At 61.0% G+C, this 20,072-nt stretch carries 15 protein-coding genes; 5 read left to right on the forward strand and 10 right to left on the reverse strand.

The window, feature by feature from the left end; all coding sequences use genetic code 11:
• From ACI2KS_RS27845 to mtnA, 8 genes are all read right to left on the reverse strand, one after another.
• Nucleotides 1–413, reverse strand: a 413-nt coding sequence (locus tag ACI2KS_RS27845) for a S1 RNA-binding domain-containing protein (protein WP_404624249.1), incomplete at its 3' end; no start/stop codon positions are given.
• 121 nt (nucleotides 414–534) lie between these two features.
• Nucleotides 535–1,224, reverse strand: a complete 690-nt coding sequence (gene cmk, locus ACI2KS_RS27850) for a (d)CMP kinase (RefSeq protein WP_404624250.1) — start codon at nucleotides 1,222–1,224, stop codon at nucleotides 535–537.
• On the reverse strand, nucleotides 1,221–3,428 hold the full coding sequence (locus ACI2KS_RS27855; protein ID WP_404624341.1) for a bifunctional prephenate dehydrogenase/3-phosphoshikimate 1-carboxyvinyltransferase: 2,208 nt from the start codon (nucleotides 3,426–3,428) through the stop codon (nucleotides 1,221–1,223). The genes cmk and ACI2KS_RS27855 overlap by 4 nt, the downstream gene beginning before the upstream one ends.
• Nucleotides 3,429–3,456: 28 nt before the next feature.
• Nucleotides 3,457–4,569 carry a histidinol-phosphate transaminase gene (hisC, locus tag ACI2KS_RS27860; protein ID WP_404624251.1) on the reverse strand — a complete coding sequence of 371 codons (1,113 nt, stop codon included), beginning with the start codon at nucleotides 4,567–4,569 and terminating at the stop codon, nucleotides 3,457–3,459.
• Nucleotides 4,570–4,739: 170 nt separating this feature from the next.
• Nucleotides 4,740–5,834 (reverse strand): prephenate dehydratase, encoded by a 1,095-nt coding sequence (pheA, locus tag ACI2KS_RS27865; protein ID WP_404624252.1) that lies wholly within the window; start codon nucleotides 5,832–5,834, stop codon nucleotides 4,740–4,742.
• Nucleotides 5,834–6,919, reverse strand: coding sequence for a 3-phosphoserine/phosphohydroxythreonine transaminase (gene serC, locus ACI2KS_RS27870; RefSeq protein ID WP_404624253.1), 1,086 nt, complete (start codon nucleotides 6,917–6,919; stop codon nucleotides 5,834–5,836). Before serC ends, pheA begins: the two co-directional genes overlap by 1 nt.
• A gap of 150 nt (nucleotides 6,920–7,069) precedes the next feature.
• Nucleotides 7,070–9,865, reverse strand: coding sequence for a DNA gyrase subunit A (gene gyrA / locus ACI2KS_RS27875; protein ID WP_404624254.1), 2,796 nt, complete (start codon nucleotides 9,863–9,865; stop codon nucleotides 7,070–7,072).
• A 304-nt stretch (nucleotides 9,866–10,169) separates the two neighbouring features.
• Nucleotides 10,170–11,246 carry an S-methyl-5-thioribose-1-phosphate isomerase gene (mtnA, locus tag ACI2KS_RS27880; protein ID WP_404624255.1) on the reverse strand — a complete coding sequence of 359 codons (1,077 nt, stop codon included), beginning with the start codon at nucleotides 11,244–11,246 and terminating at the stop codon, nucleotides 10,170–10,172.
• 227 nt (nucleotides 11,247–11,473) lie between these two features.
• Between mtnA and ACI2KS_RS27885 the strand changes: the two genes are divergently transcribed.
• The 5 genes from ACI2KS_RS27885 (at nucleotide 11,474) to ACI2KS_RS27905 (ending at nucleotide 16,527) form a co-directional block, all read left to right on the forward strand.
• Nucleotides 11,474–12,802 (forward strand): TRZ/ATZ family hydrolase, encoded by a 1,329-nt coding sequence (locus ACI2KS_RS27885; protein ID WP_404624256.1) that lies wholly within the window; start codon nucleotides 11,474–11,476, stop codon nucleotides 12,800–12,802.
• A 69-nt stretch (nucleotides 12,803–12,871) separates the two neighbouring features.
• Complete coding sequence (gene ubiG, locus ACI2KS_RS27890) at nucleotides 12,872–13,570, forward strand: bifunctional 2-polyprenyl-6-hydroxyphenol methylase/3-demethylubiquinol 3-O-methyltransferase UbiG (RefSeq protein ID WP_404624257.1); 699 nt, start codon at nucleotides 12,872–12,874, stop codon at nucleotides 13,568–13,570.
• A gap of 3 nt (nucleotides 13,571–13,573) precedes the next feature.
• Nucleotides 13,574–14,245 carry an N-acetylmuramic acid 6-phosphate phosphatase MupP gene (gene mupP / locus ACI2KS_RS27895; protein ID WP_404624258.1) on the forward strand — a complete coding sequence of 224 codons (672 nt, stop codon included), beginning with the start codon at nucleotides 13,574–13,576 and terminating at the stop codon, nucleotides 14,243–14,245.
• A gap of 175 nt (nucleotides 14,246–14,420) precedes the next feature.
• Nucleotides 14,421–15,167, forward strand: coding sequence for a YciK family oxidoreductase (locus ACI2KS_RS27900; protein ID WP_404624259.1), 747 nt, complete (start codon nucleotides 14,421–14,423; stop codon nucleotides 15,165–15,167).
• Nucleotides 15,168–15,600: 433 nt separating this feature from the next.
• Complete coding sequence (locus ACI2KS_RS27905; protein WP_404624260.1) at nucleotides 15,601–16,527, forward strand: GGDEF domain-containing protein; 927 nt, start codon at nucleotides 15,601–15,603, stop codon at nucleotides 16,525–16,527.
• A 5-nt stretch (nucleotides 16,528–16,532) separates the two neighbouring features.
• On the opposite strand, the gene ACI2KS_RS27910 is transcribed toward ACI2KS_RS27905, so the two are convergent.
• Nucleotides 16,533–17,330 (reverse strand): TenA family transcriptional regulator, encoded by a 798-nt coding sequence (locus ACI2KS_RS27910; protein ID WP_404624261.1) that lies wholly within the window; start codon nucleotides 17,328–17,330, stop codon nucleotides 16,533–16,535.
• Between the two features lie 34 nt (nucleotides 17,331–17,364).
• Nucleotides 17,365–19,830 carry an EAL domain-containing protein gene (locus tag ACI2KS_RS27915; RefSeq protein WP_404624262.1) on the reverse strand — a complete coding sequence of 822 codons (2,466 nt, stop codon included), beginning with the start codon at nucleotides 19,828–19,830 and terminating at the stop codon, nucleotides 17,365–17,367.
• Nucleotides 19,831–20,072 lie beyond the last annotated feature (242 nt).

Raw genomic sequence — 20,072 nt, forward strand, 5'->3', positions numbered from 1 at the left:
ACCAGAGAACCTGGCAGGAACGCACGGATGCCGTTAACGTCGACAGTGAAGCCGCCTTTAACCTTACCGTTGATAACGCCCTTGACCACTTCTTCAGCTGCGAAAGCCGCTTCCAGAACGATCCAGCACTCGGCACGCTTGGCTTTTTCGCGGGACAGTTTGGTTTCGCCAAAGCCGTCTTCGACCGCGTCCAGCGCAACGTGAACTTCGTCGCCGATGTTGATGGTCAGCTCGCCGGCGTCGTTGTGGAACTGCTCCAGCGGGATGAGGCCTTCAGACTTCAAGCCAGCGTGAACGGTGACCCAACCAGCCTGATAATCGATATCGACGATGATAGCGGTGATGATCGAACCGGCCTGCAGGTTGAGGGTCTTTAGGCTTTCTTCGAAAAGTTCAGCAAAGCTTTCGCTCATTTTAATTCCTGTTGATAAGGGCGAAGAATACGCCCATCTGCCACGCTCCAGACAACGTGGGTTTCGTTCATATGAAAGGAAGCCTGCGGGACTATGACTGGTCTCCCACATGGCTTCCTGGTCATCCAGCGAGATCGCGAAGCGCGACTTCACTCAGGATGCGTTCAAGCACCTGCTCGATGGACAATTCGGTGGAATCCAGCTGAATGGCGTCATGCGCCGGTTTGAGCGGGGCTACCGCTCGCTGGGTGTCGCGCTCGTCGCGGACACGTATCTCATCTAGCAGACTCGACAGACTAACATCGTCCCCCTTGGCCTTCAACTGCAAATATCGACGTCGGGCACGCTCCTCGGCGCTGGCCGTCAGAAAAACCTTCAGCGGCGCCGATGGAAACACCACTGTTCCCATGTCGCGACCATCTGCAATCAGCCCGGGAAACTCCTGAAACGCACGCTGGCGCTGCAGCAACGCCTCGCGCACTGCCGGCAGCGATGCGACCTGCGAAGCGCCACTGCCGATCTGCTCGTTGCGGATCGCCAGGGTGACATCTTCACCTTCGAGAATGATGCGCTGACCATGGTCGTCGGTTGCCGCCTCGAACTGCACATCCAGATGCGCCGCCAAAAGCTTCAGTGCCTCTTCATTGGTCAGGTCCACACCGTGGTTGCGGGCGGCGAATGCCAGCAGACGATACAGCGCGCCGGAGTCCAGCAGGCACCACCCCAGACGCTTGGCCAGTTGGCCTGCGACCGTTCCCTTTCCGGAACCGCTAGGTCCATCGATCGTAATGACCGGAGCTTGAGCTTTCACGATTGCCCCTCTTGCGCTACACGAATACCCACCTGGCCACACAGCGCCAGGAAATTGGGAAAAGAAGTCGCCACGTTGGCGCAGTCGCGAATACGGATCGGACCGGCTGCGCGCAACGACGCGATACTGAACGCCATGGCGATACGGTGATCACCATGCCCGTCGACTTCACCGCCACCGATGCTTCCACCTTCAATAATGAGGCCATCGGCGGTCGGTTCAACCTTTATGCCCAGCGTAGTCAGACCATCGGCCATGGCCTGGATACGGTCCGATTCCTTGACTCGCAACTCCTGCGCACCGCGCAGCACCGTCCGGCCCTCGGCGCAGGCCGCCGCGACGAACAGCACCGGGAACTCGTCGATGGCCAGCGAAACCAGCGCCTGGGGAATCTCGACGCCCTTGAGCCTGGCGTGACGCACCCGCAGATCGGCCACCGGCTCGCCGCCCGCCTCACGCAGGTTCTGGACAGCAATGTCCGCCCCCATGAGGCGCAAGATGTCGATCACCCCGGTGCGAGTCGGATTGACGCCGACGTGCTCGAGCAGCAATTGCGAACCCGGCGCGATGGAGGCTGCGACCAGAAAGAAGGCGGCCGAGGAAATGTCGGCGGGGACTTCGATGCGGGTTGCCGCCAGTTGCCCCCCCGCCCTGACCGTGGCCGTCGCGCCATTGCCCGCCACCGGATAGCCGAATCCACGCAGCATGCGCTCGGTATGATCGCGGGTTGGTGCAGGTTCGGTGACGGTCGTCGTCCCCTCGGCGTACAGCCCGGCCAGCAGCAGACAGGATTTGACCTGCGCGCTGGCCATCGGCATGACGTAGCTGATGCCCTTGAGAACCTGGCCGCCACGTATGGTCAATGGCGGTCGCCCGTCTGCGGCAGTCTCGATGACCGCGCCCATCTGTCGCAGAGGCCCGGCCACACGATCCATCGGGCGCTTGGACAAGGAGGCATCGCCGGTCAGCACGCTGTCGAAGCGTTGAGCGGCCAGCAATCCGCAAAGCAGGCGCATCGATGTGCCCGAATTGCCCAGGTAGATCGGCCCGGGAGCAGGCTTGAGCCCGTGCAAGCCGACACCGTGAATGGTCAAGCGGCCATGGTGCGGGCCTTCAATGACCACCCCCATGTCGCGAAACGCCTGCAACGTCGCGAGAGCGTCTTCGCCTTCCAGAAAGCCTTCGACCTGCGTCGTGCCCTCGGCCAGCGAACCGAGCATGATCGAACGATGGGAAATCGATTTATCCCCTGGCACACGAATTCGGCCACAGACACTGCCGCCCGGCTCGGCCAGGAATGCCAACTCTTGAGCAGCTGCTGCTTCAACGTAAGCGCGGCGGGCGAGGATCTTGCCGAAATGCTCGCGCGCGACCCGGGCGCGGGTAAACACGCCGAGCAGCTGATGGCCGTCACCGGCGTCCACGGCATCGCGCAACGTATCGAGATCGCTGCGAAAGGTGTCCAGGGTGCGCAATACCGCTTCGCGGTTGGCCAGGAAGATGTCATGCCACATGACCGGATCACTGCCGGCGATCCGGGTGAAGTCGCGGAAACCCCCAGCGGCGTAACGGAAGATATCCAGGTTTTCGTTGCGCTTGGCCAACGAATCCACCAGACCGAATGCCAGCAAGTGCGGCAAATGGCTGGTCGCCGCCAGCACCTCGTCATGGCGCTCGACCTGCATATGCTCGACATCGGCGCCCAGTTGCGACCACATGCGATCGACCAGCGCCAACGCAGCAGGGTCGGTCTCCGGCAACGGCGTGAGGATCACCTTGTGACGGCGGAACAGTTGCGCGTTGGATGCCTCTACCCCGCTCTGCTCGGAGCCGGCGATCGGGTGGCCCGGCACGAAGCGCGCCGGCATGACGCCGAACACCTCACGTGCCGCGCGCACGACATTGCCCTTGGCGCTGCCGACGTCCGTCAGCACGGCGGCCCCCAGGTCCAGCTTTGCCAGCACGCCCAGCAGCTTTTCCATCGCCAGGATCGGAACGGCCAGCTGGATGACGTCGGCGCCGACACAGGCCGCAGCCAGGTCTTCTTCACAGCGATCGACGACCCCAAGTTCGACGGCCAGCTGGCGCGACTGCGGGTCGAGATCGACACCGACCACCTCGCGGCACAGGCCACTTTCCTTCAAACCCTTGGCGAATGAACCTCCGATCAGGCCGAGACCGATCACCACCAGGCGACCGATCACAGGCACCGCCGCTCGCATCGGGAGAACATCAATCACGCGCCAGAACCTTGCTCAGTGCCTCGAGGAAACGACTGTTTTCAGCGGGCAAGCCAATGCTCACTCGCAGGTGGTTCGGCATGCCGTAACCCCCGACCGGGCGAACAATGACGCCTTCTCGCAGCAGACCCTCATAGATCGACGCTGCTTCACGCTCAAGATCGACGGCAATGAAGTTGGCCCTGGAAGCAATCCAGCGCAGCCCCAACTGACGCAGGCCCGCTTCCATTTGCTGCATACCGGCCTCGTTCAGTCGGCGGCTTTGGGCGACATAGGCGACATCGTCCAGCGCTGCACAGGCCGCAGCCAGCGCAAGGCTGTTGACGTTGAATGGTTGACGCACGCGGTTGAGCACGTCGGCCACCACAGGCGAGGACAGCGCGTAGCCGACCCGCAACGAGGCGAGGCCGTAAGCCTTGGAAAACGTCCGCGACACCAGCAGATTCGGATAATCCGCGAGGAAGTTCAGCCCATCAGGCAACTCGGCACCTTCGGCGTATTCGATGTAGGCCTCATCCAGCACCACGAGAACCTTTTCCGGCACCTTGGCCAGGAAGTCGGCCAGCGCGTCCGGCCCGAACCAGGTACCGGTCGGGTTGTTCGGATTGGCAATGAAGACCACCCGGGTCTGATTGTCGATGGCGGCCAACATGGCAGGCAAGTCGTGCCCCCAGTCTCTGGCTTTCGCCACGCGCGCGCTGGCACCCACGGCCTGAGTCACAATGGGATAGATGGCGAATGCGTGCTCGCTGAAAACGGCATTGAGCCCCGGGCCCAGATAGGCACGGGCAACGATTTCAAGAATGTCATTGGAGCCATTGCCCAACGTCACCTGGTTGGCGTTGACGCCACAGCGCGCCGACAGACGTTGCTTGAGTTCGAAACCGTTGCCGTCGGGGTAACGCGTCAGCTCGGCCAGGGCATCGCCGATCGCCTGCAACGCCTTGGGACTTGCGCCCATCGGATTTTCGTTGCTGGCCAGCTTGATGATGTGAGCCGGATCGATACCCAGTTCACGCGCCAGCTCGTCCACCGGCTTGCCGGGAACGTAAGGCGATAGTTTTTGCACGCCGGCCTGTGCCAGCGCGAGGAAGTCGCCGCTCATGTACCGCTTTACCTCTTATAAAACAACAATCGCGCAGGTTGCGCGGTGCATGACCTGCCGGAATGCAGACTGAGCCCTGTAGCAGTCCGGCTCGACGGCGGTAGCGATCTTGCGTCCGTCACCGCCGGTAAACCGCACCGCTACAGGGCTATTGCTCGATCAGTATCGAATCAGAGAACCGCCTTCGGGTAGGAACCCAGCACCTTGAGTGCTACGGCTTCCTGACTGATCCGCTCCAGCACTGCCTTGATCAGCGGGTCGCGGTGGTGACCGACGAAGTCGATAAAGAACACGTAGGTCCATTTACCGCTGCGTGAAGGCCGCGTCTCGATTCGAGTCAGGTCGATGCCATTCTCGTGGAAAGGCACCAGCAGCTCATGCAATGCGCCAGGTTTGTTGCTCATCGATACGATGATCGAGGTCTTGTCGTCACCGGTCGGCGGCACTTCCTGGCTGCCGATCATCAAGAAGCGCGTCGAGTTGTCCGGACGGTCTTCGATCTTCTCGGCAATGCGCGTCAGGCCATACAGGCCCGCGGCCATGTCACCGGCGATCGCCGCGGAGTTCCACTCACCCTTGACCCGCTTGGCGGCCTCGGCGTTGCTGGCGACGGCCACACGCTCGACGTTCGGATAGTGCGCATCCAGCCATTTGCGGCACTGCGCCAGCGACTGCGCGTGGGAGTAGATACGGCTGATGCTGTCGGTCTTGGTATTTTCGCCCACCAGCAGATGGTGGTGAATGCGCAATTCCACCTCCCCGCAGATGACCATGTCGTGTTCGAGGAAGCTGTCCAGCGTGTGATTGACCGCGCCTTCGGTGGAGTTTTCCACCGGAACCACGCCAAAATTGACCGCACCGGCGGCCACTTCGCGAAACACCTCGTCGATCGCCGCCATCGGCTTGCTGATCACCGCGTGTCCGAAGTGTTTCAGCGCCGCTGCTTGGGTAAAGGTGCCTTCAGGGCCGAGATAGGCGACCTTGAGCGGCTGCTCCAAGGCCAGACACGAGGACATGATTTCGCGAAACAGCCGCGCCATCTCTTCGTTGCTCAGCGGGCCACGATTGCGCTCCATGACGCGCTTGAGCACGGCAGCCTCACGCTCCGGGCGATAGAACACCGGTTCTTCACCCTCGGCCAGACTGGCCATCTTCACCCGCGCCACTTCCTGCGCGCAGCGTGCCCGCTCGCTGATCAACTCCAGGACCCTTTCGTCCAGGCTGTCGATGCGAACCCGCAGCGCCTTGAGCTCTTGTTCAGACATTAGCCGTGTTCCTTCTCGAATTCGGCCATGTAGGCCACCAGCGCTTCGACCGCATCCAGGCCCAGCGCATTGTAGATCGAGGCACGCATGCCGCCGACCGACCGGTGGCCCTTGAGGTTGAGCAGGTCACGCGCATCGGCACCGGCCAGGAACGCCTTGTCCAGTCGCTCGTCAGCCAGACGGAACGGCACGTTCATCCACGAACGGGCATTGTGGCTGATCGGATTGCTGTAGAAGGCGCTCTTGTCGATGAAGCCGTACAGGCGGTCCTTCTTGGCGCGGTTGCGCCGCTCCATTTCCTCCACCCCACCCTGCTCCTTGAGCCACTCGAAGACCAGCCCCGAGAGGTACCAGGAATACGTGGCCGGAGTGTTGTACATCGAGCCGTTGTCGGCGGACACCTTGTAGTCGAGCATGGTCGGGCAGCTGCTGCGCGCACGACCGAGCAGGTCTTCGCGAACGATCACCACCACCAGGCCACTCGGGCCGATGTTTTTCTGCGCGCCGGCGTAGATCAGGCCGAACTGCGAGACATCGATCGGGCGCGAAAGGATGTCGGAGGACATATCGACCACCAGCGGCACGTCGCCGGTCTGGGGCACCCAGTCGAACTGCAGACCACCGATGGTCTCGTTGGACGCGTAGTGGACGTAGGCAGCGTTGCTGCTCAGGTTCCATTCGTTCTGACCGGGAATAGCCAGGTAATCGAAAGGCTTGGCGCTGGCGGCAATATTGACGTTACCGAAGCGGCGCGCTTCCTCGATGGCCTTCTTCGACCAGATACCGGTCTCGATGTAGTCGGCAGTGCCGTTTTCCGGCAGCAGGTTCAGCGGAATCTCAGCGAATTGCTGGCTCGCGCCACCCTGCAGGAACAGGATTTTGTAGTTGGAGGGGACGGACAGCAGCTCGCGCAGATCCTGCTCGGCCTTTTCGGCGACAGCGGTGTAGTCATCGCTGCGATGGCTCATTTCCATGACGGACAGGCCTTTGCCATGCCAGTCCAGGAGCTCTGCCTGGGCGCGCAGCAGAACAGCTTCAGGAAGCGCAGCAGGACCCGCGCAGAAGTTAAAGGCTCGCTTGCTCATATCCACTCTCGTCATGTCACGTGTTGAATTCGATAACGCTACGGCAGTCCTGCTTGCCATGGGAAGGCGATCCAACCGCCGGCAAGCCGGACTGCTACGAATTTGGCCAGGGCCAAAAGGGGCCCAGGCAGGCCCCTGCTACAACGTCTGTCAGTCCTGCGGTTCTTCTTCGTCGGACGCTGCGTCAGCTTGCAGATCACCGGTCGATTCGTCGGAGTCGGAGAGATGTGCAACCTCGCCTTCCAGCGCCTGACCCTCGAACTCTTCGCCTTCAAGCTCGTCGCCTTCGACTTCAGACGGCTCTTGAACACGCTCCAGGCCGACCAGTTTCTCGTCCTTGGCCAGCTTGATCAGGGTCACACCCTGAGTGTTGCGGCCAAGACTTGAGACTTCACCGACGCGGGTGCGCACCAGTGTGCCCTGGTCGGAGATGAGCATGATCTCTTCGCCATCCTGCACCTGAACCGCGCCGACCAGACGGCCGTTACGCTCGTTGCTGACCATGGCGATAACGCCCTGACCGCCACGCTTGTATTCAGGGAACTCGGTGATTGCGGTGCGCTTGCCATAGCCACGTTCAGACGCGGTGAGAATCTGGCTGCCTTCTTCCGGAATCAGCATGGAGATCAGCTTCTGCCCTTCTGGCAGACGCATGCCACGCACACCACGGGCGGTACGGCCCATGGCACGAACTTCGGACTCCTTGAACCGGGTGACCTTGCCACCGTCGGAGAACAGCATGATTTCCTGTTCGCCATCGGTAACGGCTGCGGAGATCAGGATGTCGCCTTCGTCCAGTTCCAGTGCGATCAGACCGACGCTGCGCTGACGGCTGAAGGCCACCAGAGGCGTCTTCTTGACCGTACCGTTGGCAGTGGACATGAAGATGAACGGCGCCTTCTTCTTGTCTGCAGCCTTGATCCGCGCCTTGCGCTCTTCTTCGGTTTCGTTGGCGTTTTCGAGGTCTTCGATATCTGACTCGATGCCTTCGGCCTCTTCTTCGTCCGCCTGCTTGCGCATGGCTTCCAGATCGACCGGCAGCATGGTGGTGATGTATTCACCCTCGCTCAACGGCAACAGGTTGACCAACGGACGACCACGGGCAGCGCGGGACGCTTCCGGGATCTCGTAGGTCTTGAGCCAGTACACCTTGCCCTTGCTGGAGAACATCAGCAGCGTGGTGTGGCTGTTGGCGACCAGCAGGTGAGCGATGTAGTCCTCATCCTTGACGCCGGTGGCCGACTTGCCTTTGCCGCCGCGACGCTGAGCCTGATACACGGCCAGCGGTTGAGTCTTGGCATAACCGCCGTGGGAGATGGTCACCACGCGCTCTTCTTCCGGGATCATGTCGCCCAGGGTCAGATCCAGGCGCGCATCGAGGATCTCGGTGCGGCGCACGTCGCCGTATTCGGCGCGGATCAGCTCCAGCTCTTCGCGGATGACTTCCATCAGGCGCACGGAGCTGTTGAGGATGCGGATCAGCTCGCCGATCTGAGTCAGGATTTCCTGATACTCGGTCAGCAGCTTTTCGTGCTCCAGACCGGTCAGGCGATGCAGACGCAGTTCCAGAATGGCCTGGGCCTGTTCCGGCGACAGGAAATACTTGCCATCACGCAGGCCGTATCGCGCATCGAGGTTCTCCGGACGGGACGACTCGGCGCCTGCGCGCTCGACCATCTCGACCACGGCGCTCGATTCCCACGGCGTGTTGATCAGGCCTTCCTTGGCTTCGGCCGGGGTCGGCGATGCCTTGATCAGGGCGATGACCGGGTCGATGTTCGACAAGGCAACCGCTTGACCTTCGAGAATATGCCCACGCTCACGCGCCTTGCGCAGTTCGAAGACAGTACGGCGGGTGACGACTTCGCGACGGTGACGAATGAAAGCTTCCAGCAGATCCTTGAGGTTGAGGATCCGTGGGCGGCCGTCGATCAGCGCAACGATGTTGATGCCGAAAACGCTTTGCAGCTGGGTCTGGGCGTAGAGATTGTTGAGGATGACCTCAGGCACTTCGCCGCGGCGCAGCTCGATGACCACGCGCATGCCGTCCTTGTCGGACTCGTCGCGCAGCTCGGTGATGCCTTCGAGTTTCTTCTCCTTGACCAGCTCGGCGATCTTCTCGATCAGACGCGCCTTGTTCAGCTGGTACGGCAGCTCGGTGATGACGATCTGCTGACGGCCACCGACCTTGTCGATGTCTTCGACCATCGAACGGGCGCGCATGTAAATGCGCCCGCGACCGGTTTTGTAGGCTTCGACGATGCCGGCGCGGCCATTGATGATGGCTGCGGTCGGGAAGTCAGGACCGGGGATGTACTGCATCAACTCGTCGACGGTCAGGTCGCCGTTGTCGATCAGCGCCAGGCAACCGTCGATGACTTCACCGAGGTTGTGCGGCGGAATGTTGGTCGCCATGCCCACGGCAATACCGCTGGAACCGTTGACCAGCAGGTTGGGAATACGGGTCGGCATGACCGCCGGGATCTGCTCGGTGCCATCATAGTTGGGCACCCAGTCGACGGTTTCCTTGTGCAGGTCCGCCAGCAGCTCGTGGGCCAGCTTGGTCATGCGCACTTCGGTGTATCGCATGGCCGCGGCGTTGTCGCCGTCCACCGAACCGAAGTTGCCCTGGCCGTCTACCAGCAGGTAGCGCAGGGAAAAGGGTTGAGCCATACGCACGATGGTGTCGTAGACAGCTGTGTCGCCATGCGGGTGGTACTTACCGATGACGTCACCGACCACACGAGCGGATTTCTTGTACGGCTTGTTCCAGTCGTTACCCAGTTCGCTCATCGCAAACAGTACACGCCGGTGCACGGGCTTCAAGCCGTCGCGCGCATCGGGCAGAGCTCGTCCGACGATGACGCTCATCGCGTAGTCGAGGTAGGACTGCTTCAGCTCGTCTTCGATATTGACCGGGAGGATTTCTTTGGCCAGTTCGCCCATGAGAAGCCTGATTCCTTTTTCTGGTGAAACCTCGTACATCCATCCGGGATGAACGAAGCTCGCCGCCGCCGGCAATTGCCTGGCAACGACTTACGACAAATCAGCGAGTTAAGGCATGGATTTGCGCAGTAAAGAGGGCCGCAATGCGCCCTCTTGGAAACCGCCGGATGTTACCACAATCGCCGTCAGGCACGAAGCCTTTGAAGGCGCTGAAAATGAGCCATTTCGTCAGTAGGCCCCTGAGAAGCGCTTACAGGGCCTGTAGCGCCTCCCCGGACAGACGGTATACGTGACAACGCCGGGATCAATGCAGGCGCTTACGGCACATCAGCTGGGCCATTTTCGCCGTATCGGGACGCTCGACGATGCCCTTCTCGGTCACGATCGCATCGATGAGGTCAGCTGGCGTCACGTCGAAAACCGGATTGAAGGCGTCGACTTCGGCCCCCACCCTCTGGCCACCCACCTCCAGCAGTTCCTTGCCATCGCGCTCTTCGATGGGGATGTCGTCGCCACTGGCCAGGTTCATGTCGATGGTCGAGCTTGGCGCCACCACCATGAAACGCACGCCATGGTGCATGGCTGCGACCGCCAGTTGATAGGTGCCGATCTTGTTGGCGACATCGCCGTTGGCGGTGATGCGGTCGGCACCGACGATGACCCAGGTGATGCCCTTGGTTTTCATCAGGTGCGCGGCGGCGGAGTCCGCATTGAGGGTCACCGGAATGCCTTCATTGACCAGCTCCCATGCGGTGAGCCGCGAGCCCTGCAGCCAAGGGCGGGTCTCGTCGGCGTAGACGCGCTCGATCATGCCTTCAAGGTGCGCCGCGCGAATCACTCCCAGCGCGGTACCGAAACCGCCCGTGGCCAGCGCGCCGGTGTTGCAATGGGTCAAGACTGTCTGCAGGTTGCCCTGATGCTTGCGGATCAGTTCGGCACCCAGCTGCGCCATGGTCAGGTTGGCTTCGCGATCACTGAGGTGGATCGCCACGGCCTCGGCTTCCATGACCTTGCGCGGATCTTCATGATCCTTGAGCTTGTACAGACGCTCACGCATGCGGTTCAGCGCCCAGAACAGATTGACCGCTGTCGGCCTGGAGTTGCCCAGCAGCTCGAAATCCTCCTCCAGCGCCATCTGCCAGTCGCCGCCCTCGGCCAGGCGGTCGATCACTGCCAGGACAATGCCGTAGGCCGCGCTGATGCCGATCGCTGGCGCACCGCGCACGACCATGGTGCGAATTGCCTCTGCCACGCCGGCCGCGCTGTCGTAGGGATGCCAGGTTTCCTCGAACGGCAGGATTCGTTGATCGAGCAGATACAGCGTGCCATCCCGCCAATCGATGGCCTTCACCTTCTCCGCAGCCAGTAATCGATCGCGCATTGCACACCCCACATGATGAAATTTTGATGACCTTCGCAGTGCAGAGCGTTGACCCCTTTGCCCGGGTCGACGCTCGGCAATCGCGAGCAAGCTCACGCCTGCAGGTGCTGCACAGGCCACAGTCATACAGCCAGCGCCTGAAAAAGCCGCCGATTATAGCGAGCCGTCCGACAAGACGCTCGGGTATACTTCGCCGTCCCCGTAATAAGCCATTGGATGCCCGTACCATGCCCGACTCCGCTGCCCCGCTCGACCTTCTGCTCCTGCCGGACTGGCTGGTACCGGTCGAACCCGCTGGCGTCGTCCTGCAGCAACACGGTATCGGGATTCGTGACGGGCTGATCGTTTATATAGGTCCCAGGGCCGAAGCCCTGCGGCAGAACGCCAGCGAAGTGCGTGAACTGCCCGGCATGCTCCTGAGCCCCGGCCTGATCAACGCCCACGGGCACGCGGCGATGACCCTGTTCCGCGGCCTGGCCGACGATCTGCCACTGATGACCTGGCTGCAGGACCATATCTGGCCGGCCGAAAGCAAGTGGGTGGATGAGGACTTCGTGCGCGATGGCACCGATATCGCCATCGCCGAACAGTTGAAAGGCGGCATCACCTGCTTCTCGGACATGTACTTTTTCCCCAAGGTCGCCTGCGAGCGCGTACACAACAGTGGCATTCGTGCACAGATCACCGTGCCGGTGCTGGACTTCCCGATACCCGGCGCCCGCAATGCCGACGAATCGCTGCACATCGGCGTCGAACTGTTCAACGACCTGGCCCATCACGACCGCATCCGGATCGCCATGGGCCCACACGCGCCCTACACCGTCAGCGATGAGAACCTGGAAAAGATCCGGGTCATCGCCGATGAGCTGGACGCGATGATTCACATGCACGTTCACGAAACCGCCTTTGAAGTGCATGAAGCGCTGCAGCAGCGCCAGGAACGTCCGCTCGCCCGGCTGCAACGCCTGGGTTTGCTGGGCCCGCGCTTCCAGGCGGTACACATGACCCAGATCAGCGACGAAGACCTGGCGATGCTGGTAGAAAGCAACTCCAGCGTGATTCACTGCCCCGAGTCGAACCTGAAGCTGGCCAGCGGGTTCTGCCCGGTCGAACGCCTGTGGCAAGCAGGGGTCAATGTCGCGGTGGGCACCGACGGCGCGGCCAGCAACAACGACCTGGATCTGCTGGGCGAAACCCGCACCGCCGCACTGCTGGCCAAGGCCGTCGCCGGCTCCGCCACTGCGCTGGACGCCCACCGAGCCCTGCGTATGGCGACACTCAACGGCGCGCGCGCCATGGGCATCGAAGCGCACACCGGCTCGCTGGAGCTGGGCAAGGCCGCCGACATGGTCGCCTTCGACCTGTCAGGCCTGGCGCAACAGCCGATCTACGATCCGGTTTCACAGCTTATTTATGCCACCGGCCGCGACTGCGTCAGCCACGTCTGGGTCGCGGGCAAGCAACTGCTCGAGGACAAGCGCCTGACGCGCATGGATGAAGACGCGCTGATCAGGACCGCCAAAGCCTGGGGCAATCGGATCGCCGCCAAAGGCTGAACCATTGAGCGCGGTTGCGGCTGATTGACGCGACCGGTCACCGAATTTCAAGTTTCAGAGGGATTACACATGAGCAACGTCGACCACGCCGAAATCGCCAAATTCGAAGCCCTGGCCCATCGCTGGTGGGACCGCAACAGCGAGTTCAAGCCGCTGCACGACATCAATCCGCTGCGGGTGAACTGGATCGACGAACGCGTCAGTCTGGCCGGCAAGAAGGTGCTCGATGTCGGTTGTGGCGGCGGCATCCTCAGCGAGGCCATGGCGCTGCGTGGCGCGACCGTGACCGGCATCGACATGGGCGAGGCGCCTCTGGCCGTGGCCCAGTTGCACCAGCTGGAGTCGGGCGTCAGCGTCGAATACCGGCAGATCACCGCAGAAGCCCTGGCCGAAGAAATGCCCGAGCAGTTCGATGTGGTCACCTGCCTTGAGATGCTCGAGCACGTGCCTGATCCATCGTCGGTCATTCGCGCCTGCTACCGCATGGTCAAGCCGGGCGGTCAGGTGTTTTTCTCCACCATCAACCGCAACCCCAAGGCTTACCTGTTCGCCATCATCGGCGCTGAATACATCATGAATCTGCTGCCGCGTGGCACCCACGATTTCAAGAAATTCATTCGCCCTTCCGAACTGGGTGCCTGGAGCCGCAACGCCGGGCTCGAGGTCAAGGACATCATCGGCCTGACCTACAACCCGCTGACCAAGCATTACAAGCTGGCCAGCGACGTCGACGTCAACTACATGATCCAGACGCTGCGGGAGGCCTGAGCCATGCGGTTGAGAGCGGTTCTATTCGACATGGACGGCACCCTGCTCGACACCGCGCCGGACTTCATCGCCATCTGCCAGGCCATGCTGGCCGAACGCGGATTCGCGCCAGTGGCTGACAAACTGATTCGCGATGAGATCTCCGGCGGCGCCAAGGCCATGGTCTCGGCCGCATTTGCGATGTCGCCGAACGAGCCGCAGTTCGAGGCATTGCGCCTGGAATTCCTGGAGCGCTACCAGAAGGACTGCGCCGTTCACAGCAAACTGTTCGACGGCATGGCGCAGCTGCTGGCGGACATCGAGCAGGCGAAGCTGATCTGGGGCGTGGTGACCAACAAACCGGTCCGCTTTGCCCAGCCCATCATGGACCAGCTTGGCCTGGCCGAGCGCTCGGCCGTGCTGATCTGCCCCGATCACGTGACCAAAAGCAAACCCGATCCCGAGCCGCTGCTGCTGGCCTGCAAGATGCTCGACCTGGACCCGGCCAGTGTGTTGTTCGTCGGCGATGATCTGCGCGACATCGAGTCTGGTCGCGACGCAGGTACCCGCACCGCAGCCGTGCGTTATGGCTATATTCATCCCCACGACAACCCCGATCATTGGGGTGCGGATGTGGTAGTGGACCACCCGCTGGAGTTGCGGCGGGTGCTCGACAACGCGCTTTGCAGCTGCTGAGCGTCACCTCAGACCTGTAGGAGTGAGCTTGCTCGCGATTGCGCTGTGTCAGGCAACGCAGACGGTGCAGAAAAGTCACTATCGCGAGCAGCTCACTCCTACAGTGATCGCTGTTTATGCAAGAGACCGTCAGGCCCGGGACAGCGAAACTCACCAAGAATTGACGAGGCTCCCCATGTTCAACTACTCCGCTCGCCCCGAACTGCTCAAGGATCGGGTCATTCTCGTTACCGGCGCAGGGCGCGGGATTGGCGCTGCCGCAGCCCGGGCCTATGCGGCTCACGGCGCAACCGTCCTGTTGCTGGGCAAGACCGAATCCAGCCTTACCGCTTTGTACGACGAGATCGAGGCGGCCGGCCAGCCGCAGCCGGTGGTGATCCCCTTCAATCTGGAAACTGCCCTGCCCCACCAGTACGACGAACTGGCGGCGATGATCGAAGCCGAGTTCGGTCGCCTTGACGGTCTTCTGCACAATGCCTCGATCATTGGTCCGCGTACGCCGATCGAGCAACTGTCCGGCGAGCATTTCATGAGGGTCATGCACATCAACGTCAACGCGACGTTCATGTTGACCGCCAGCTTGCTGCCGCTGCTCAAGCTGTCTGCAGATGCCTCTGTGGTGTTTACCTCCAGCAGCGTCGGCCGCAAGGGTCGCGCATACTGGGGAGCCTACGGCGTATCCAAGTTCGCCACCGAAGGATTGATGCAAACCCTGGCTGATGAAGTCGACGGCCTGGCATCGGTGCGGGCCAACAGCATCAACCCCGGTGCCACACGCACCGATATGCGCGCCCAGGCATACCCGGCAGAAAACCCGCTGAACAATCCGACGCCCGAAGAGATCATGCCGGTGTACCTGTACCTGATGGGCGCGGACAGTACGGGCATCAACGGCCAGGCATTCGATGCGCAAATGAAGTAAGTGGCGGTTTAGCCCTCGGGCCTCGGCCCGAAGGGCGTAGGCGCTTGGCTTGCCAGCGATCTGGCGCGAAGCGGCAGCGAAATCAGGCGGCCCGGGTGGGTCAGATACACCTGGCTTACCGAAGCTGCCACCGGTGCCCGGCAGATCGCAAGCAAGCGTGCGCCCACGGCCTGCGGCCAGAATCAACATCAACCTGCCCCCATACCGATTGGTCAGGCGGCCTTCCGTCCCCTCGGCGGTTTTCCGTCGCCTGGTTGTAGTTCCTTCGCCTGTAAAGCGGTACGTTAGCCAATTCCAAGGCGCTGCCGTGCATTGCATTGCCCCTTATAAACGCTAACCCCATGATTTTCATGGAAATCCACTCAAGCGAACGAATTGGCACGAGTTTCGCTCTACTGATATCAAGCCCGATGAGAGGCGCAGGAGCGAAAACATGAGTTTTCCGACAAGAACCAACGCCATTGATTTCGACAGTGCCCGGCTGCAACGCTTCGGTTTTGCGCCTGCGCACGGCCCTGCGCAACAACCTCTGGATTACGAGCAGTTGCAGCGCCGGCTGGGCCTGCATTTGCAGACAAGCCTTGAAGCGGACAAGATTCTGGCGATGTTCTTCAACAGCGTTCAGCAGTTGATCCCGCTCAATGCGCTCAATTACAAGCACCTGGGCACGGATCTGCGGCTGGAGTTCGGCGAACCTTCGCGCCATCACGCCAGTTATTGCATGACCCACGAAGGCGAGCAGCTGGGGGACCTGGTGTTTCAGCGCGACAGGCGCTTCACCGAGCATGAACTGTCGCAACTCGAATCGCTGCTGACCTGCCTGCTCTACCCCCTGCGCAACGCCCTGCTTTACCGAAATGCCAGTCTGAGCGCGTTGCGCGACCCACTGACCGGTGCGGGCAATCGCATTGCGATGGAACAGTCGCTGACGCGTGAAGTTGAGATCGCCCGGCGCCAGCAGCAACCCTTATCGGTGCTGATGCTGGACATCGATCATTTCAAGGGAATCAACGACACCCACGGCCACGCCACGGGTGATGAAGTGCTCAGAGCGGTGGCCGATGCGATCAAGGATCATCTGCGCAACATCGATCAGGTGTTCAGGTTTGGCGGGGAGGAATTCCTGATCGTGCTGACCAACACCGGTCGTGAGCCAGCCGCGCTGGTAGGCGAACGCCTGCGGCACGCGGCACTGCAACTCACTTATCCGGTCAAGGGTCGTGCGGTGGAGTTGACCGTCAGCCTGGGCTGCTCGACGTTGCTGCCGGGAGAGTCCCCCGACAGCTTGTTGCGTCGCGCCGACAGCGCCCTGTATGCAGCCAAACGTCAGGGCCGTAATCGTCTCGAAATGGCGGGCTGAAACGCTCAGGCGCCGATCGCGAAACGTCGATCGCGCAGGGGCGAGTTTGCTTCTTGAGGTCGTTCCTGAGCCATACAGCGCTCAAGGAACAGGTACATGTACTCATAACTTTTGCACACCGCCATTCTCAGGTCCGCCTGCAACTGCTCGCCGGGATTGTTACCGGCCAGGGTGCAGATGATTTCCAGCGCCTCCCAAGGGTGGGAATCGTCGTATTGGGCGTGCATCTTCAGCCATTTCATGGCGCGCTTGCGCAGATCCGGCGGGAACATATCTGCGTATGTCTCTTGCGAGCAGACCACAGCAGACCATTCGCCGGTCGCCCCTTCAATGGCATAGTTGGTGGCAGCGATCGCAACGACCAGCGAGTCCGACGAACAACTATGCCAGCACCAGTGATTCAATGCGTGCAACTCGGACGGGACGCGCTGCGCTTGCAGATCTTCCAGCGTGACCCCGTGGGCCGCGCTCCAGTTTACCCAGTAATCGGCATGGTTGAGTTCAACCCGAATATTGCGCATCAGCCAGCGACGCGCCATGTCTTCGCCCGGATGCCGGGCAAAACGGGTCTTGGTCAGGTTATGGGCCATATAGACTGCGAACTGTTCGACTACAGGCCATCCACCAATCAAGTATTGGCGCATGGTCTTAGAACTGAGCCGCCCATCTCGCATACGTTGATAAAGTTCATGCCCTACCACGCGACTCTTGGCTTCACTGCAATCAAGGATCAATTGCTGTGCCCAGGCGGGGTAACTGCTGGCATCCATCAGCGGACCGGTTCTAATGAACATATCGATCACCGTGTAGCTCCTAATGTGGATTGCATCGGTTGGTTCAGCGAAAAGTCCCGGGGGCGCTGAACAACATGGGCGTCTGCCTCGCGGGCCGTGCGTGCAGACATTCACAGGTGAATAATCGCGGTCGCTCGATAACGTACCCCTGAGCGTAGTCCACACCGATTTCCATTAACGCCTGCTCAATCTGCGGGCTTTCGACGAACTCAGCGATCGTCTGTTTACCCATTACGTGCCCGATATGGTTGATCACTTCGACCATCGCCCGGTTAACCGGATCGTCGAGCATGTCTTTTACGAAACTGCCATCGATCTTCAGGAAATCCACAGGCAAATGTTTCAGATAAGCGAATGACGACATGCCTGCACAGAAGTCATCCAGAGAGAAACGGCATCCCAGACTTTTAAGTTCATTGATGAACCGGATAGCACTGCCCAGATTGGCGATTGCACTGGTTTCGGTGATTTCAAAACAGATAAGTTCAGGAGGTATCGCGTAGATCTGGAACTGCTGTCGCAAATATTCGAGAAAAGCATCATCGCCGATGCTGGTGCCCGACAGATTGATCGCGCACAGCGCCAGCGGCCCTTGGCGATGATCATCATTGAGACAGTCGGCGATGATCTTGAAGACGTTCTGCACCACCCAGCGATCGAGCGTGGTCATGATTCCGTAGCGCTCGGCGGCCGGAATGAAACTGTCCGGCAGAATCATCCGGCCGGACTCGTCGCGCAGCCGCAGAAGGATTTCCACGTGGCCGTGACCGTTGGCTGCATCGTCGCTCAGCGCGGCGATTTCCTGCGAGTACAGGCAGAAGCGGTTGTCTTCAAGGGCCATGTGCAGGCGCTGAATCCAGGCCATTTCACCAAACCGGGTGGACAGCTCCGAATCGTCGTCGTGATACACCTGAACCCGGTTGCGGCCTTTTTCCTTGGCCATGTAGCAGGCCATGTCGGCAGCACGCAGTGAGGCTTCGAGGGTGGTTGGCGTCTGGGAGACGTGCACCAGGCCGATGCTGACGGTGGTCATGAACGGCCGCCCTTTCCAGACAAAATGCAGGCTTTCGATCGTCTGGCGCAGGCCCTCGGCGATCTTCTCGGCCGATTCCAGCGAGCAATGTTCCAGCAGAATGCCGAACTCGTCCCCGCCCAAACGCGCCAGCGTGTCGCCTTCGCGCAGCCCTTGTTGCAGCAACGCGCAGATGTGGCGCAGCAGCTCATCACCGGCCGCGTGGCCACTGGTGTCGTTGACCAGCTTGAACTGATCCAGATCCAGGAACAGCACCGCATGCCGCGCTGGCTGATGGGTCAGGCCGTTCAAGGCCAGCTCCAGCCGGTACTCGAACTCACGACGGTTGGCCAGGCCGGTCAGGGCATCGTGGGTTGCCTGCCAGGAAAGATTGGCAATGTACTGGCGCTCCTGAGTCATGTCGTGCAGCACCAGCACCGCCCCGCTGACGTTGCCCTCAGTGCGAATGGGCGAACCCACCAACGCGACCGACACGGTGCTGCCGTCCAGACGCTGAATCAGCCTGGAGCCTTCGCTGCCGCCCCCCAGCTTGCCACTGAGGATGTGCTCGATCAGCGCCGAGCTGTCTTTCTGATCGTTCTCATCGAGCAGATTGAACAACGCCGCCAGCGGCAGCCCGCACGCCTGCTCGTTCTTCCAGTGCGTCATCTGCTCGGCCGCGGGGTTCATATAGCTGATGGAGCCGTCGACATCGGTGGTGATCACGCCATCACCAATGGACTCCAGGGTGATCTGCGCCCGTTCCTTCTCCATCTGCAAGGCAGTGGCGAATGCGTGGCGCTGCTCGAGCAATTTGTGCGTACGCAGCAGGGCCAGAATGATCAGAAAGATCGCGGTGGTCAGGTTCACGACCAACAGAATCCGCAGGATGACCCGCGAACCCTCACCCAGTGCGTCACTGAACGCCATGGCTGCCGGGGTCACGCCTTCGTTGATGTCATTGATCTGCCGACGCCAGGTCAGCACGTCGCCGTTGGTGGCGCTGCCGTCCAGCACGCGCGCATGCATTTCCCGCGCGACCTCATCAAGCTGCAGCAGATAGTTGTCGCCGATCTTCCACAGATCGATGGCTTTTTCCAGGTAGCTGAAGTGTCGGAAATTGAGGTAAAGCCAGATGATGCCCTGCGCATCGTCGGGATGGTTGCCGCCCTGCAGAATCCCCGCCGTGGCGCGGGCGATATCTGGATCCGGCTTATCCAGGGCGACGCGCAGATCGTGTCCGCCCTGCGGGATGGCAATGGCCTGCTGGTACTTCAGGAAGTTGATCTCATCGCGACTGTTGGCGTAGAGATTCAAATAGTAGATGGCGTCCTTCTGGCCCTTGGACCACAGGCTTTCCCCGGCAATATAACTGCGCACAGCCGACATCATGTAAAGGCTGACGCAACCAAGCAGCGCCTGCAGCAGTACCACGGCGATAAATGGCCAGACGATGCCCAGAAGACGGGGCTTCTCGAGAATCCGCTTTTGCTTCATGGTGTCCCTTTCATCAGCACTGCCAGATACTCACTCCCCCGGCTCAGGCGACCTTCCTGACCTTGAAGGGGACTCGGCTAATTTCCACGATGCAGCGGGTGTTGCTTGACCGTTCTACACGACTCCTCGCGGCCGACAGGAAAAGAAAAGACGTAAATATGACGCTTTTCACACTTTCCTGACGCACATCGCCCAAGCGTAGACCAAGAATTGACGGAATCCACTGGCGTTAAGCCATTTCG

The organism is Pseudomonas sp. NPDC087358 (assembly GCF_044900785.1).
Lineage (GTDB): Bacteria > Pseudomonadota > Gammaproteobacteria > Pseudomonadales > Pseudomonadaceae > Aquipseudomonas.

Coding starts and splice junctions, on each gene's coding strand:
- hisC (WP_404624251.1), bottom strand. CDS start 4,569: ATGAGCGGCGACTTCCTCGCGCTGGCACAGGCCGGCGTGCAAAAACTA.
- ACI2KS_RS27905 (WP_404624260.1), top strand. CDS start 15,601: ATGAGTTTTCCGACAAGAACCAACGCCATTGATTTCGACAGTGCCCGG.
- ACI2KS_RS27885 (WP_404624256.1), top strand. CDS start 11,474: ATGCCCGACTCCGCTGCCCCGCTCGACCTTCTGCTCCTGCCGGACTGG.
- gyrA (WP_404624254.1), bottom strand. CDS start 9,865: ATGGGCGAACTGGCCAAAGAAATCCTCCCGGTCAATATCGAAGACGAG.
- ubiG (WP_404624257.1), top strand. CDS start 12,872: ATGAGCAACGTCGACCACGCCGAAATCGCCAAATTCGAAGCCCTGGCC.
- ACI2KS_RS27915 (WP_404624262.1), bottom strand. CDS start 19,830: ATGAAGCAAAAGCGGATTCTCGAGAAGCCCCGTCTTCTGGGCATCGTC.
- serC (WP_404624253.1), bottom strand. CDS start 6,919: ATGAGCAAGCGAGCCTTTAACTTCTGCGCGGGTCCTGCTGCGCTTCCT.
- mtnA (WP_404624255.1), bottom strand. CDS start 11,246: ATGCGCGATCGATTACTGGCTGCGGAGAAGGTGAAGGCCATCGATTGG.
- mupP (WP_404624258.1), top strand. CDS start 13,574: ATGCGGTTGAGAGCGGTTCTATTCGACATGGACGGCACCCTGCTCGAC.
- pheA (WP_404624252.1), bottom strand. CDS start 5,834: ATGTCTGAACAAGAGCTCAAGGCGCTGCGGGTTCGCATCGACAGCCTG.
- ACI2KS_RS27900 (WP_404624259.1), top strand. CDS start 14,421: ATGTTCAACTACTCCGCTCGCCCCGAACTGCTCAAGGATCGGGTCATT.